Genomic DNA, 15,461 nt, shown 5'->3' on the forward strand with positions numbered 1-15,461 from the left:
ATGCAAGAAAAGTTAAAAGTATTAATTATCGACGACCATCCATTAATGCGTCGTGGTATCAAACAATTAGTTGAATTAGAAGAGAATTTTGAAGTCGTTGCCGATGTAGGAAGCGGTACAGAAGGCATTTCCATTGCGATTCAAGAATCCCCGGATTTAATCATTTTAGATCTGAATATGAAAGGTCTTTCTGGTTTAGATACCCTTAAAGGCTTGCGTGCAGAAGGTGTTGATGCACGAATTTTGATCTTAACTGTGTCTGATGCGAAAAATGATATTTTCACTCTCATCGATGCGGGTGCTGATGGCTATTTATTGAAAGATACTGAGCCAGATGTGCTACTTGAGCAAATTAAACGTATTGCACAAGGTGAAGTGATTTTAAGTGATTCGATTAAAAATCTTCTTTTAGAACGCAAACATACTGTTGATCCAATGGATTCTCTCACCGATCGTGAAATGGATGTATTACGTTTAATCGCAACAGGTTTATCTAATAAACAAATTGCGGGCCAACTTTTCATTTCGGAAGAAACAGTTAAAGTCCATATTCGTAATTTACTTCGTAAACTTAACGTGCATTCACGTGTTGCAGCAACCGTCTTGTTCTTTGAACGAAATGGTCGATAGGCAAGTTTCAAATCATAAAAAAGAGCGGTTTTTTAACCGCTCTTTTTGTTATCTCGGTACGCCTCGCAATAAAGGGATTGGCTCAAATGGCTCAACTGAGGTTGGTGCAGGAATATCATTAAAAATTAGGATAAATGGTTTAGGTGGCAAGATTTTTTCATTTCGCCATAAACTGCCCATACTCACTAATTGAATATCATCGGGTAAATTTTTTATTCCCGCTTTTAATACAGCCACAGTATTTGGGCGAGGGTGTCCAATAGCAATGGCTGTGCCATGTTTACGCGCATATTGAATTGCACTTTGAAATTGGCGTTGAACATCTGCCAAATTATCACTGTCATCTAAAAACACATGGCGATCTAATACACGTACGCCTTGTTCTTTTGCTATTTTTCCCGCGACTGATTTTCCGATAGTACGGCTATCTAAAAAGAATAAATGTTGCTCGTGAAGTGCGGTCATTAAATAGGTCATTAATGTGGCATCAGCAGTGGCTGCACTGCCCATATGATTATTCATTCCAATGGCATTTGGCACAATAGCTTTCGCTTTTTGCACTCGATCATTCACTTGCGCTTCAGACAAGCCTAAAGTCAAACCACCTTCTTCAATTTTAATATTGCTGACCGGTTGCATCGGCATATGAATGAGAATATCGTGATTTTGTGCTTTTGCTTCTTGATTGCGTATTTTGGCATAGGGTGCAGCTGGAATAATCGCAACGGAGATTTCTTTTGGCATGGCTAAAACTTCGGCATCTTCTTTCGGATGATAGCCAATGTCATCAATCACAATAGCCAGTTTGCCTTGTGCAAAAGTAAAAGCAGAGAAAAGTGCGGTTGAAAAAATAATCGTATTTTTGACCGCACTTTGAAAGAACCTTGCCATTATTTAATCCACCCAGCCGGATTCATAGGCACCCCTTTACGGCTAATACCAAAGTAAAGTGCCGGTTTAGAGAGTTCACCCGTATTACCCACTTGTGCGATGGTTTGTCCCGCAGATACCAGCTGACCTTGTTTTACAAATACCGCTTGGTTGAAACCATACAAACTCAAATCGCTGTCACCGTGTTTAACAATCACCATATAACCATAGCCATTAAGATGACCCGCTAGAATAACACGACCACTTGCAATGGCTTTTACCGCTGTACCTGTTGGTGCACCGATAACCATACCTTTCCAGCGCACTTCACCCGCTTGGATTGAACCAAAAGAATACAACGTCGGGCCCGAAACTGGACGACTGTATTGACGTGCAGCCGTACCTAAACCACTGGTACTATTAATCAACTTACGCTCTTGATCGGTTGGTTGATAAGGTTTTGAGGTCCGTTTTTCTTCTGCTTGTTTTTTCTGCGCAAGGGCTTCACGCTCACGTTGTTCTTGTTGGCGAGCGGCTTGTTCTGCACGTTGAATTTCTTGGCGAAGGGCATTTTCATTCGCTTTCAACGTTTCCAGCTTATTCTGATCTTTCGTTAAGTTTTTGTTGAGTTCATTTAACGTAGATTGACGTTCTTGTTGCGCTTTTTGTAATTCTTGCTGCTGTTTCTTTTGCGTAGAAAGTTGATCGCGATGATTTTTTTGTTGGCCTGAAATCGCTTCGCGTTGTTTTGCTAAATTTTCTTGTGTCGCTTTCAGATTGTTAATCATATCAATGCGAACTTGGTTTAAGTGCTGATAATACACTTTCATGCGTTCCGCTTTTTTCGCATCTTCTGAAAGCATTCTTTCCAAGGTAGAAGGATTTACACCTGAACGATAGATGGCATCTACTTGCTTTGCGAGCTTCGCTTTTTGCACACGCTCTTGCTTTTCTAATTGTTTGATTTGCTTTTCGGTTTCCGCCATTTGCTTGCGAATTTCTTTTAAGCTTAATTCTGTTTCACGTAATTCACCGACAACGCTATTAATTTTGCTTTCTTGATCTTTAAGACTGGCTTGGAGTTTAGCTTGTGCGCGTTTTTGCTCGGCGATCTTCGATTCTTGTTGTTTAATTTGTTTTTGAATCTGGTTGAGATCGTTGCCTTGCGCGAAAGATGAAAAGCCAAGCAGACCACAAGCAAAAAGTGCGGTCAGTTTTGATAAGATTTTTTTTCTACAATTGCTTTGCTGCATACATCTAAACTTGAGAGAAATTAAGAGACGAATAAAGCTTAAATACTAGCATTATTTTTAAGTGGCTAAAAGTTTACAGACGTTTTTTTGCGAAAGATCAGTAAATGCCGCCTTTTTACTTTTAAACATAACGATTTTTTGCTATAACAGAGCCATTCATTTTTTATTAATACTTAGGAGATCCTTATGGAATTAGTATTCATTCGTCACGGTTTCAGTGAGTGGAACGCAAAAAATTTATTCACCGGTTGGCGTGATGTGAATTTAACCGAGCGCGGCGTAGAAGAAGCAAAAGCAGCGGGTAAAAAATTGTTCGAGAAAGGCTATGAATTTGATATTGCCTTCACTTCTGTTTTAACTCGTGCAATCAAAACCTGTAACATCGTGTTAGAAGAATCTCACCAATTATGGATTCCTCAAGTGAAAAACTGGCGTTTAAATGAGCGTCACTACGGTGCATTACAAGGCTTAGATAAAAAAGAAACAGCAGAAAAATACGGTGACGAACAAGTTCATATCTGGCGCCGTTCTTATGATATTTCCCCTCCAGATTTAGATCCGAAAGATCCAAACTCTGCTCATAACGACCGTCGTTATGCAAACATCCCATCTGATGTTGTACCAAACGCAGAAAATTTAAAATTAACCTTAGAACGTGCATTACCATTCTGGGAAGATCAAATTGCTCCAGCAATGCTTTCTGGTAAACGTGTTTTAGTGGTGGCGCACGGTAACTCACTTCGTGCATTAGCAAAACACATTATCGGTATTTCTGATGCGGAAATCATGGATTTTGAAATCCCAACCGGTCAACCGTTAGTGTTAAAACTTGATGATAAATTAAACTACGTAGAACACTACTATCTTTAATTTATAAATGATTTCAAAGTGCGGTTAATTTTGACCGCACTTTTTGTTTAAGGAGAATAACGGATGAAAAAATTACTCGCGGTGATTTTTGCCTTGTTGCCTGTTTTGGCCTTTGCTGCATCGCCAAATCATACGGCAAAATCAACTCAAACTAAGTCAGTGAAAACGGCAGTTAAAAAAGTAGAAGCAAAAAAAGCCACTACGTCTAAAACTGTAGCTAAAACAGCTAAAAAGAAAGCAGATGCCAAAAAAGCAGAAGCGAAAAAGCCAGCTAAAATTGTCGAAGCGAAAAAAGCGGTAACGAAAAAAGAAAAAATAAAAAATAAAACGATAAATAAAGCCGCTAAAGCAGAGCCGACAAAAACGAAAAGCAAACAGCCAGTAGAAAAAACGAAGCAAACTGCACTAAAAGACAAAAAGACGGTAGTGAAAAGCAAACAAAGTGCAGTTAAAGAATCAGCTAAACCTGAAAAAATGATTGCTAAAAAAACACCAGCGGTTAAAACAGAAGTGAAGAAAGCGGAACCAAAAGCCGTTGAAAAAGCGACTGAAAATAGCGTGGAAACTGTTGCACAAAAAACAGCGAATACTGTGACAAAATCCGTCGTTGTGCCAAGATGTAATGATTCAAAAGTTTTTGCGGTATTATCTGATGCCTTTAAAAAACAAGGTGCAGCTACTAACACCCAAATGACAGTGAAACAAATTACGCAAGCCCGAGAAACACAATCTTATCCACAACAAGGCATTCGTAGCTGTAATGCGATAGTGGAAACCAACGGCATTAAATATGTTACCGATTACAGCATTATCTTGAATGATAAAGGCTTTTTCGTGCAAGTTGAAAACGCACAACCTGCTCAACGTTTCTAATCTTAACGTGCGTTATTTAAATGAAGTTGTTTGAATAACGCACGCATTTCTTCTTCATTCAAACGGCGATATTCGCCATTACTTAGTCCATCAAGTGTTAAATGGCTCATTTGGTAACGAATGAGTCGTAATGTCGGAAAGCCGATATGTGCCGTCATTCGACGCACTTGTCGATTACGCCCTTCACTAATTTTGATTTCCAACCAGCTCGTTGGAATACTTTGACGTTCACGAATAGGTGGATTGCGAGGCCATAGAAAATCTGGTTCTGAAATCAACCGCACTTTTGCCGGCTTTGTCATTCCATCTTTCAATTCAACGCCTTTGCGGAGTTTGTCTAAGTCCGTTTCTTCAGGAATACCTTCCACTTGCACAAAATACGTTTTTTCTGTTTTAAACTTAGGATCCGCCAAACGATGTTGCACTTCACCATTATTCGTTAAAATCAGTAACCCTTCGCTATCACGATCCAATCGCCCTGCCGCATACACATTGGGAATATTAATAAAATCTTTTAATGCCGCTCGGCCATTTTCATCGGTGAATTGTGTCAGCACATCAAAAGGTTTGTTAAATAAAACAACGATTGTTTGTTCTAATGTAAGTGGCTTCGCTTTAGGCTTAAATGAACGAGTGGATTTTGCCGTTCGTTTGGTTGTAAATGAGTGAGAAGGGAAAGGTTTTGACATATTATTTATTGAGTAAAAAAGAAAAAAAGGGCGGATTTTAACCCGCCCTCTTATATTACCATTGATAGCGATAAACTGCTTGAATTGCATAAGGTTTGTCGAAGTTTTTACCGTCAGCACGGCTTACTTCTAAACCAAAACGATGATTTGCAAATCCAGCATTTAAACCGACCGCACTTTCAAAACGTCCACGGCTGCTTGCAACATCAAGCGCGCTGTTTGCGTAATGAATTTTGCTGCTACGGTTTTTACTCGTAATCGCATTCACTTCTGCGTAAGGTTGTAAATTCCAACCATTACTTAATGCAAAGCCTTTCGCTACACGTAAACCAATTCGAGAATACACAGAAGATAAGCTATCTTCATTCTCTTGTGATGAAATATGTGTCCACGCTAATTGTGCTTGCGGAGTAATTGTCCAATCATTCGCAAGGCTAAAGCGTTTACCTAATTCACTCGAAATCGTATAAGCATTGTAATGACGTTTTTCGGTGAGATCTGAGTTAGCGTGTAAACGGCTGTATTTCACAATGTTATCTACATAAATACCGTTATCTCCAAGGTAAGCTGCATATAAGCCCACGCTGTTGCTTCTTACTTTGCCATCACCGTAATGACCATTGAAATCAACGTTAGCTTGGCTACGACCAACAAATCCACCAACACGGAGATTATCTGTTACAGCAGCATCAGCGCCCACTTGTACGCTATGTACGTTTTGTTTAAAGCCAGAAGTTTCACTCTCACCAGTCGAAAGTGCGGCTAATTTTTGGCGAGAATTCACATTGCGAACCCACACATTGCCTTTTTCACCATTTTTCACTTCACCTAGACGTTGATGAATGCCACTTAAGTCATCTTCTACTACAAGCAATTGTGCTTGGCGAAGAGAAACTTGAGCATTCGCTAAGGATGAAAGTAATGGTGTGCTTGGCAATACTGGAGCATTTGATGTGACTGCATTTTTAGAATGTGCTAATACCCAATTATTTCCTTCTTTTGTTAAGAAGTATTGGTAAGCCCCTAAATCTACGCGGTTGTTTGGGTTGGTTAAGCTAAACGCTGCATTACCACCATTGGTTTCTACAAGAGTTACTTTACCGTCAGCAACATTCGCGCCTTGATTAGTTACACCAATTTTATGATTACCTTCGGCAGTACCTTTAACAACAATTCTATCGCTTTTGTTTTCAGCGATATTCGTGTTTAGATTGAATGTGCCTGAGCCAGTGAGGTTGCCACGAATAATGATACCTTGGTAGTTATCATTGGCTAAATTTACTACGCCATTATTAAGATCTAAATTAGTTAAGCTTGTTGTTTGAACCACGCCATCTTCATCAGTGAAAGCTTTCGTTGTCCAATTGCTATTATTTAAGTTTAAATTGAGTGCACTGTTGCTATCGGTAGTAGTAACTCCAGAAACAGTAGAATTATTGAAGGTTAGTTGGATATTTTCTGTAATGCTCTCTGCATCATTAAATTTAACATTTTCACCACTAGCAAGCATACCTCCATTTATTGTTGAGTTATTAAAGGTCGCAGAGAAGTGACTGTTGATAACTTCGCCAACCCCAGATCTTAAAGCAATGATTCCACCTTGAGGAATTGAAACATTGGAATTATTAACGATCAATTCTGGCCGAGCTTGATTCTCCGCTTCATATACAAAAATAGAACTATCATTGTTTGATGTTACATTCACATTGTTTAATGTTAATTTACTCTTCTGATTCAGAGCAAATGCCTCTAATATGGAGTCTTGGTTGTTATCACCCATCAAGACTTTTGAGTTATGCATGGTTACCGTTGAATTATTTAACTCAAATAAATAACCATTAGCATCTGCATTGTTAGGATTAGTAATACTATAGGTTCCACCATTGATTTCAGTTGTGGAATTAGTGATATTCATTACCACAAAAGAACTGTGTCTATTTGCTGGAATAGATAGTGAAGCATTAACATTATTTAATTGTCCGCTTGAGTTTGTCATTTTTACAGCAGAGAGAGACCCCCATTCAGGACCATTTGTTGGACTGGTTGGATTAATCGAACATTGATTCAACACAGCTCCACTTTGTCCTGTAATAGTCACACCACTACTATTACAAGCTACGTCAGCTGCTAGCGCTGAATTTACCAATCCAAGAGCTGCAGTGACTAAACTTATTTTAAAAGTGCGGTTAAAAATTTTATTATTTTTCATATGAATTCCTTTGGATTATAAAAAAGCCAACTTATTGAATAAGTTGGCTTGAATTTTACTGATTTAATCATTAACCTGCAACTGCGATACGTTTCATATCTGTCATATAACCACGTAACTCTTGACCGATTAATTCAACCGGGTGGTTACGGATTGCATCATTTACATCGCGTAAAGTGATGTTGTCGATAGCAACTGCTGGTGTAGGTTCACCTAAGTCACCTTTTTGTAAGGTTGGGATGATTTCTTTTGCAAGAATTGGGGTTGCTACGTTAGAGAATAAGTAGTTACCGTATTCTGCAGTATCAGAAATTACTACGTTCATTTCGTATAAGCGTTTACGTGCGATGGTGTTAGCGATTAACGGTAATTCGTGAAGTGATTCATAGTAAGCTGATTCTTCATAGATACCGCTTGCTACCATTGCATCAAAGGCTAATTCAACACCCGCTTTCACCATTGCTACCATTAATACGCCGTTATCAAAGTATTCTTGTTCAGAAATTTTGATGCCGTCTGATTTTGGTGCGTTTTCAAAGGCAGTTTTGCCGGTTGCTTCACGCCATGCGAATAAGTCTTTATCACCGTTTGCCCAGTCAGCCATCATAGTCGCAGAGAAGTGACCGCTGATGATGTCATCCATGTGTTTGTAATATAAGAAACCAAGGCTTTCTTTGATTTGCTCAGCGAGTTCAAATGCACGTAATTTTGCGCTGTTTGATAAGCGATCCATCATTAATGTGATACCGCCTTGTTTTAAGGCTTCAGTAATCGTTTCCCAACCGTATTGGATTAATTTACCTGCGTATGCTGGATCTTTACCGTCTGCAACTAATTTGTCGTAACATACGATAGAACCTGCTTGTAACATACCGCAAAGAATGGTTTGTTCACCCATTAAGTCAGATTTTACTTCTGCGACGAATGAAGATTCTAATACGCCCGCACGGTCACCACCGGTTGCAGCAGCCCATGCTTTTGCAATTGCCATACCTTCACCACGTGGATCATTTGCTGGGTGAACCGCGATTAATGTTGGTACACCGAAACCACGTTTATATTCTTCACGCACTTCAGTACCTGGACATTTTGGTGCACTCATCACCACAGTGATGTCTTCACGGATTTGCTCACCTACTTCAACGATGTTGAAACCGTGTGAGTAACCGAACGCAGAATCTTTTTTCATTAATGGCATCACATCAGCCACCACTTTAGAGTGTTGTTTGTCTGGTGTTAAGTTAATCACTAAGTCTGCTGTTGGAATTAATTCTTGGTAAGTGCCCACTTTAAAGCCGTTTTCGGTTGCACGTTGGAATGATGCACGTTTTTCTGCAATCGCTTCAGGGCGTAATGCATAAGCAATATCTAAGCCAGAGTCACGCATATTTAGACCTTGGTTTAAACCTTGTGCGCCACAACCTACGATAACGATTTTTTTGCCTTTTAAGTAGTTGCAACCGTCAGCAAATTCGCTGCGATCCATAAAACGACAACGACCTAATTGGTCTAATTTTTCGCGTAAATTTAATGTGTTGAAATAGTTAGCCATTTTTCACCCTTTCTATGATGTTGATTAATGTGTATGAGGTTGTGTTTGAATATAGTTTTTTGTTGTGAAGTGGATTATAAGGTTTTTAGTTGTTGCGTAAAGTGATATTATTTGCACTTAGTGTTGCAATTTTTGCAATGTCATTTACTTTTACCGATACATATGAACTTTCAAGACCTTCAAATATTTCTTCATCTTGCGGATACACAAAATTTTGCAAAAACCGCTACGCAAAATTATATGTCACCCTCTACGCTCTCACGTCAAATTCAACGCATGGAAGAAGAATTAGAACAGCCTTTATTTATTCGTGATAATCGACAAGTGCGTTTAACCGAACAAGGTGAGAAATTTTTGCAATTTGCGAAAACAGAATGGCAAAACTGGCAACAGTTTAAGCGTCAGCTTCGGGATAACTCAGCGGAATTGAGCGGAGAGTTACGTTTATTTTGTTCGGTAACGGCTTCATATAGCCACTTGCCACAGGTATTAGCCAAGTTTCGCTCTCGTTATCCAAAGGTTGAAATTCAACTAACCACAGGTGACCCCGCTTCAGCGGTGCAATTTATCCAATCGGAACAAGTCGATCTCGCTTTAGCTGGGAAACCGAATAATCTGCCGACGGGAGTAGCGTTTTATAAGATCGATGATATTTCCCTTTCATTGATTGCGCCTCGCGTGGCTTGTTTGGCGACACAATTATTACAGGAAGAACCGATCAATTGGCAGCAAATGCCTTTTATTTTGCCATTGGATGGGATGGCACGGCATCGTATTGAACAATGGTTACGTAGCAAACACATTAAACATCCGAAAATCTATGCCACCGTAGCAGGACACGAAGGGATCGTGCCGATGGTGGCGCTCGGTTTTGGACTAGCCATGTTGCCCGATGTAGTGATTGATAATAACCCGATGGCAAAAGAAGTTTCCCGTTTAAATTTGGATAATCCGGTAGAAGCATTTGATTTGGGCGTTTGTGTGCAAAAAAGAAATTTGGCAAACCCCTTAATTCGTGCATTTTGGGAGATGTTAGACTAGAATAATAAGTAGAATTAACCTAAGGATTATTATGTTAAGAGGCGTACTCATTTCACTTTTAGCCTCATTTTTATTTGGCTATATGTATTATTTTTCCACGCTGCTGAAACCACTTAGCGGCACGGATATTTTCGGCTATCGAATGCTATTTACATTCCCTTTCGTTGCCCTTTCCGTCATCATGTTTAAGCAAAAACAGGCATTAGTGGAACATATAAAACGCATCAAAAAACAACCGCTCTTTGCCCTTTCCTATATCACCTGTGGCGCATTAATGGGTTATCAAATGTGGCTCTTTTTGTGGGCACCCAATAATGGCAGCTCCTTAAGTGTTTCTTTCGGTTATTTATTGTTACCAATTGTGATGGTGGCCGCAGGACGGATCATTTTTAAAGAACGAATTTCAACATTGAAATTTATTGCTGTGTTAATTGCGGCTGTAGGGGTGATTTCTAACATCGTTTTAAAAGGCGGATTATCTTGGGAAGCCATTGTTATCTGTGTGGGTTACACCACCTATTTCTCCATACGAAAAGCTTTAAAAAATACCGATCTTGGTGCCTTTTGCTTAGAAATGATCGCATTATTGCCGATTAGCGTTTACTTTGCTCTTCAAACCGATTTTGCCACCGTGCAGGAATCGAATCCTAATATTTGGGGGTTATTGGTATTGCTCGGGCTCATTAGTGGTTCAGCATTAATTGCTTACGTGATCGCCAGCAATATGCTGCCAATGAATTTACTTGGCCTTCTAGGCTACGTTGAAACCATTTTGATGGTGATTATTTCATTTTTAATTGGAGAGAAAATGGATGCGGACAGCTACCCATTATTCATTTGTTTAGTATTGGCGATGAGCCTGATTATTTTTGATGGCGTGTATAAACAGCGCGCAAAAGGAACAAACCATGTCGTTTAAAGAAATTACCCCGGAACAAGCGTGGGAAATGGTGCAAAATGGTGCCATGCTTGCAGACATTCGGGATCCACAACGTTTCACCTATTCTCATGCGAAAGGGGCGTTTCATTTAACCAACCAAAGCTTTTTACAATTTGAAGAACAGGTGGACTTTGACTCCCCGATTATCGTGAGTTGTTATCATGGCGTGAGCAGCCGAAGTGTGGCAACTTTCCTTGTTGAGCAAGGCTATGAAAATGTGTTTAGCGTCATTGGTGGGTTTGATGGCTGGGAGAAAGCCGGTTTACCAATAGAAACGGCTTATTAATATTTTTTGATTTAAAGTGCGGTGAAATTCACCGCACTTTTCTTTTTGTCTCGCTATTGTTTATCCACAATCGCTTTCAACATCGTGTAAGATTGGGCTTGCTTTTGCTCATCAAAAATATAGCTCACTGCCATAATTTCATCAAAATGTACTCGTTCACGTAATTGCTTGAGTTGAAAATCCACGCTTTCAGGACTACCGATAAGCGAACAAGCAGTCATTTGTTCCACTACTGCACGCTCTTGGTTGTAAATCGGGATTTCCTCGAAATCGACTGGGCCAAAGTGTGGTTTCTTTTGGGCGTGCATTTGAGTTTTCCAAACATCTTCTTCTGAAGCCATAGGCGGTTGTAAATTTTGTTGTGCGTTAGTCACCACGCTTAAGAAAAATAGTGTTTGTGTTGTCGCCAGTTGTTTCGCTTCTTTATCGGTTTCAGCAACAATCGCGTTCACACCTAAGATGACATAAGGTTCAGCAAGATAGGTAGAAGGTTTGAAGTTTTTGCGGTAAATCTCCACCGCCATTTCCATCATGCGTGGCGCAAAGTGTGAAGCAAAGGCATAAGGCAAGCCAAGCTCTGCCGCAAGATACGCACTTTCGGTGCTAGATCCTAAAATGTAAAACGGTATATTCAAGCCAGCGGAAGGATAAGCCGAAACAGGGTTGGAATCTTTAAAGTAACCGCGAAGTTCTGCAATTTCCGCAGGGAAATCCAGACTGTTTCGTCCACGACGAAGTGCTGCAGCCGTTTGCATATCAGTTCCTGGTGCACGGCCTAAACCGAGTTCAACACGGTTTGGATAAAGCGTCTCCAGTGTGCCATATTGCTCAGCGACTACATACGGCGAATGATTCGGTAACATCACACCACCTGACCCCACGCGCAAAGTTTTCGTATTGGCTAGCGTATGTTGAATTAAAAGTGCGGTCGCTGAACTCACCAAATTTTTCATATTATGATGCTCAGCAATCCAATAGCGTTCAATGCCGATATTTTCAGAATGTTTTGCAAGACTTACCATAGACTCAACGGCTTGCAAATAAGTTTGTCCTTCTCGAACAGGGGCGAGATTAAGAATAGAGAGCTTCATTTTATTTCCTCATGATTGATTTGTTGAGCGTCATTATACACGTTTTTTTCTGGCAGAAACATCGATAAAATTGGAATAGACAGTTCCGATAAAAGGAAAAATATTGCAAAATAGGCACAAATTCAGATGTATTCGAAAAAATGATTGTATTTAATAATATTTCCCTAAAGCGCGGGCAAACCGAATTGCTCGAAAATGCCACGGCAACCATCAATCCGAAACAAAAAGTCGGCTTGGTGGGGAAGAATGGTTGCGGTAAGTCGTCTCTTTTTGCCCTATTAAAAAAAGAATTAACGCCAGAGGGCGGCGAAGTCACTTATCCATCCAACTGGCGGGTATCTTGGGTGAATCAAGAAACGCCGGCATTGGATATTCCCGCCATTGATTATGTAATTCAAGGGGATCGCGAATATTGCCGTTTGCAGCAGGAACTTAATGAAGCCAATGAACGTAATGATGGCCATGCGATTGCGCGCATTCACGGGCAATTAGAAACCTTGGATGCTTGGACAATTCAATCTCGCGCGGCTTCCTTATTGCATGGTTTAGGTTTTAACCAAGAAGAAATCGCTCAACCAGTGAAATCCTTCTCTGGTGGTTGGCGAATGCGCTTGAATTTGGCGCAAGCATTGCTTTGTCCATCGGATTTATTATTGCTGGATGAGCCGACCAACCATTTAGATTTAGATGCGGTTATTTGGTTAGAACGTTGGTTAGTGCAATATCAAGGCACCTTGGTATTAATTTCCCACGACCGTGATTTTCTCGATCCGATTGTGACGAAAATTCTTCATATCGAAAATCAGAAGCTTAACGAATACACGGGCGATTATTCTTCCTTTGAAGTGCAGCGGGCAACCAAATTGGCACAACAAACAGCGATGTATCGTCAGCAACAACAAAAGATCTCTCATTTACAAAAATATATCGACCGCTTTAAAGCCAAAGCGACCAAAGCCAAACAAGCACAAAGCCGCATGAAAGCCTTAGAGCGTATGGAACTGATTGCACCGGCTTATGTGGATAATCCTTTTACTTTTGAATTCCGTCCACCACTATCCTTGCCGAATCCTTTAGTGATGATTGAGCAGGCGAGCGCAGGTTATGGCAACGGTGAAAGTGCGGTAGAAATTTTAAGTAAAATTAAGCTGAATTTAGTACCGGGTTCACGCATTGGTTTGCTCGGGAAAAATGGTGCAGGAAAATCAACCTTAATCAAATTGTTAGCTGGCGAGCTCACCGCTCTTTCCGGTACAGTACAATTAGCTAAAGGCGTGCAACTCGGTTATTTTGCTCAGCATCAGCTTGATACCTTACATGCAGATGAATCCGCTCTCTGGCACATGCAGAAACTCGCACCGGAGCAAACGGAGCAACAGGTACGGGATTATCTTGGGAGTTTTGCGTTCCATGGTGACAAAGTTAACCAAGCAGTGAAAGCCTTTTCCGGTGGAGAAAAAGCTCGTTTGGTACTTGCGCTAATTGTTTGGCAACGTCCAAACTTATTACTGCTTGATGAACCAACTAACCATTTGGATTTGGATATGCGTCAGGCATTGACCGAAGCGCTGGTGGATTACGAGGGATCTTTGGTGGTGGTTTCTCACGATCGCCACTTACTACGTAATACCGTAGAAGAATTCTATTTGGTACACGATAAAAAAGTGGAAGAATTCAAAGGTGATTTAGAGGATTATCAAAAATGGCTGAATGAACAAAATTGCGCACCAGAAAATAAATCCTCGGAGAAAAATGACGACAATGAAAATTCCATGCAAAACCGCAAGGAACAAAAACGTCGTGAGGCCGAACTTCGCCAACAAACCGCACCTCTTCGTAAACAAATTTCTCAATTGGAGGAAAAAATGAATAAGCAAGCCTCCAAACTTGCGGAGATTGAAAACCAATTGGCTGATTCCGAGCTATACAGTGCGGAAAATAAAGAAAGATTGACCGCACTTTTGGCACAGCAAGTAGAGGTGAAGAAAGCATTGGAAGAAGTCGAAATGGATTGGTTAGCGGCCCAGGAAGAATTGGAAGCAATGCTACAAGCATAGGGACAGCGTATGAGTCAAAGTCTTTTCCAACACACAAAACACGAAGAATATTGCCCACAATGCGGCTCGCCTTTGCAAATGAAACAGGGTAAAAAAGGACTGTTTTTAGGTTGTACAGCCTATCCCGCCTGTGATTATTTGCGTCCTCTACATAAGGTGGAGAATAAGGTATTGAAGGAGCTTGATGAGGCCTGTCCTCAATGTGGTAATCCACTCCAACTCAAACAAGGTGCCTTTGGGATGTTTATTGGCTGTAGCCATTATCCCGATTGTGATTTTGTGGTACATGAGCAACAGGATGATGAACAATCCATTGACTGCCCAGAGTGCCATAAAGGACATTTAGTTGCTCGTCGCGGACGACAAGGGAAAATCTTTTATGGCTGCGATAACTTTCCCCATTGCAAATTTTCCTTGCCCGCAAAACCCTATGTCATGCCTTGTCCACAATGCCATTTTCCACTCGCTCTACTAAAAAGTGAAAATGCCGAACACCAAGTGTGGCAATGTGCAAATAAAAGCTGTCGACATATTTTTGAGAACGAAAAATGAATGTACAACAAATTGCCGCCTGTTTAATGCAAGATGAAGTGGTTGCCTATCCTACTGAGGCAGTATTCGGTTTGGGCTGTAATCCGCTAAGTGAAAGTGCGGTCAGAAAATTGCTCGATTTAAAACAGCGTCCGATTGAAAAAGGTCTTATTTTGGTCGCACCGAGCTTGCATTTTTTACAGCCATTTATCGATTTTTCCCATTTATCAGACGAACGACTTGCGCGCTTACAGGAACAATATGAGCATCCGATCACCTGGGTGGTGCCGGCAAAGACAGAGGTGCCACATTTCCTGACGGGGCAATTTAATAGCATTGCGGTGCGTTTATGTACTCATCCAGCCGTCAAAGCCTTGTGCGAAAAAACAGGCTTTGCCCTCACCTCGACCAGTGCGAACTTAACCGGTCAATCACCTTGCCGCAGCGCAGATGCCGTGCGTTCCCAATTTGGGGCAGATTTTCCCGTGCTTGATGATGCAGTCGGCCAAGCACAAAATCCATCGGAAATTCGTGATTTGCTCACAAACCAACTCTTCAGACAAGGATAA

15 protein-coding genes are annotated in these 15,461 nt (G+C 40.7%); 9 read left to right on the forward strand and 6 right to left on the reverse strand.

The window, feature by feature from the left end; genetic code table 11:
- Nucleotides 1–630 carry a response regulator gene (locus tag INP95_RS02975; RefSeq protein WP_005694852.1) on the forward strand — a complete coding sequence of 210 codons (630 nt, stop codon included), beginning with the start codon at nt 1–3 and terminating at the stop codon, nt 628–630.
- A 48-nt stretch (nt 631–678) separates the two neighbouring features.
- Here the strand turns inward: INP95_RS02975 and INP95_RS02980 are convergent, their stop codons facing one another.
- Together INP95_RS02980 and envC are read right to left on the reverse strand one after the other, a co-directional pair.
- Nucleotides 679–1,521 carry a divergent polysaccharide deacetylase family protein gene (locus INP95_RS02980; protein ID WP_197560871.1) on the reverse strand — a complete coding sequence of 281 codons (843 nt, stop codon included), beginning with the start codon at nt 1,519–1,521 and terminating at the stop codon, nt 679–681.
- Entirely contained in the window at nt 1,521–2,753 is a 1,233-nt protein-coding gene (gene envC, locus INP95_RS02985) for a murein hydrolase activator EnvC (RefSeq protein ID WP_197560872.1), read from the reverse strand. Before envC ends, INP95_RS02980 begins: the two co-directional genes overlap by 1 nt.
- A gap of 186 nt (nt 2,754–2,939) precedes the next feature.
- Between envC and INP95_RS02990 the strand changes: the two genes are divergently transcribed.
- On the forward strand, nt 2,940–3,623 hold the full coding sequence (locus tag INP95_RS02990; RefSeq protein ID WP_070583749.1) for a 2,3-diphosphoglycerate-dependent phosphoglycerate mutase: 684 nt from the start codon (nt 2,940–2,942) through the stop codon (nt 3,621–3,623).
- 63 nt (nt 3,624–3,686) lie between these two features.
- The gene (locus INP95_RS02995) at nt 3,687–4,496 is read left to right on the forward strand and encodes a hypothetical protein (RefSeq protein WP_197560873.1); all 810 of its coding nucleotides are present in this window, start codon (nt 3,687–3,689) and stop codon (nt 4,494–4,496) included.
- A gap of 2 nt (nt 4,497–4,498) precedes the next feature.
- On the opposite strand, the gene INP95_RS03000 is transcribed toward INP95_RS02995, so the two are convergent.
- From INP95_RS03000 to ilvC, 3 genes are all read right to left on the reverse strand, one after another.
- Entirely contained in the window at nt 4,499–5,185 is a 687-nt protein-coding gene (locus tag INP95_RS03000; protein ID WP_197560874.1) for an rRNA large subunit pseudouridine synthase E, read from the reverse strand.
- Nucleotides 5,186–5,240: 55 nt separating this feature from the next.
- Nucleotides 5,241–7,394 (reverse strand): autotransporter outer membrane beta-barrel domain-containing protein, encoded by a 2,154-nt coding sequence (locus tag INP95_RS03005; RefSeq protein WP_197560875.1) that lies wholly within the window; start codon nt 7,392–7,394, stop codon nt 5,241–5,243.
- Between the two features lie 70 nt (nt 7,395–7,464).
- Nucleotides 7,465–8,946, reverse strand: a complete 1,482-nt coding sequence (ilvC, locus tag INP95_RS03010; RefSeq protein WP_197560876.1) for a ketol-acid reductoisomerase — start codon at nt 8,944–8,946, stop codon at nt 7,465–7,467.
- Between the two features lie 162 nt (nt 8,947–9,108).
- Between ilvC and ilvY the strand changes: the two genes are divergently transcribed.
- From ilvY to glpE, 3 genes are read left to right on the forward strand one after another with little or no spacing between them, the layout of a single operon-like run.
- Nucleotides 9,109–9,987 carry an HTH-type transcriptional activator IlvY gene (ilvY, locus tag INP95_RS03015; protein ID WP_197560877.1) on the forward strand — a complete coding sequence of 293 codons (879 nt, stop codon included), beginning with the start codon at nt 9,109–9,111 and terminating at the stop codon, nt 9,985–9,987.
- 31 nt (nt 9,988–10,018) lie between these two features.
- Nucleotides 10,019–10,906 (forward strand): EamA family transporter RarD, encoded by an 888-nt coding sequence (gene rarD / locus INP95_RS03020; RefSeq protein ID WP_049384667.1) that lies wholly within the window; start codon nt 10,019–10,021, stop codon nt 10,904–10,906.
- Nucleotides 10,896–11,213 carry a thiosulfate sulfurtransferase GlpE gene (glpE, locus tag INP95_RS03025; RefSeq protein WP_049373687.1) on the forward strand — a complete coding sequence of 106 codons (318 nt, stop codon included), beginning with the start codon at nt 10,896–10,898 and terminating at the stop codon, nt 11,211–11,213. Before rarD ends, glpE begins: the two co-directional genes overlap by 11 nt.
- 53 nt (nt 11,214–11,266) lie before the next feature.
- Here glpE and INP95_RS03030 read toward each other — a convergent pair whose 3' ends face one another.
- On the reverse strand, nt 11,267–12,304 hold the full coding sequence (locus INP95_RS03030; protein WP_049384665.1) for an LLM class flavin-dependent oxidoreductase: 1,038 nt from the start codon (nt 12,302–12,304) through the stop codon (nt 11,267–11,269).
- Nucleotides 12,305–12,444: 140 nt separating this feature from the next.
- Here INP95_RS03030 and INP95_RS03035 point away from each other — a divergent pair, with 140 nt between their 5' ends.
- Genes INP95_RS03035 through tsaC form a run of 3 tightly spaced genes read left to right on the forward strand, consistent with a single transcriptional unit; the run spans nt 12,445 to nt 15,461 of the window.
- Nucleotides 12,445–14,361, forward strand: coding sequence for an ABC transporter ATP-binding protein (locus INP95_RS03035; RefSeq protein ID WP_197560878.1), 1,917 nt, complete (start codon nt 12,445–12,447; stop codon nt 14,359–14,361).
- Nucleotides 14,362–14,370: 9 nt separating this feature from the next.
- Nucleotides 14,371–14,913, forward strand: a complete 543-nt coding sequence (locus INP95_RS03040; protein ID WP_197560879.1) for a DNA topoisomerase family protein — start codon at nt 14,371–14,373, stop codon at nt 14,911–14,913.
- Nucleotides 14,910–15,461: an L-threonylcarbamoyladenylate synthase type 1 TsaC gene (gene tsaC, locus INP95_RS03045; protein WP_197560880.1), complete on the forward strand. Its 552-nt coding sequence runs from the start codon at nt 14,910–14,912 to the stop codon at nt 15,459–15,461. Before INP95_RS03040 ends, tsaC begins: the two co-directional genes overlap by 4 nt.

Origin of the sequence: Haemophilus parainfluenzae (assembly GCF_014931375.1) — a bacterium.
GTDB lineage: Bacteria > Pseudomonadota > Gammaproteobacteria > Enterobacterales > Pasteurellaceae > Haemophilus_D.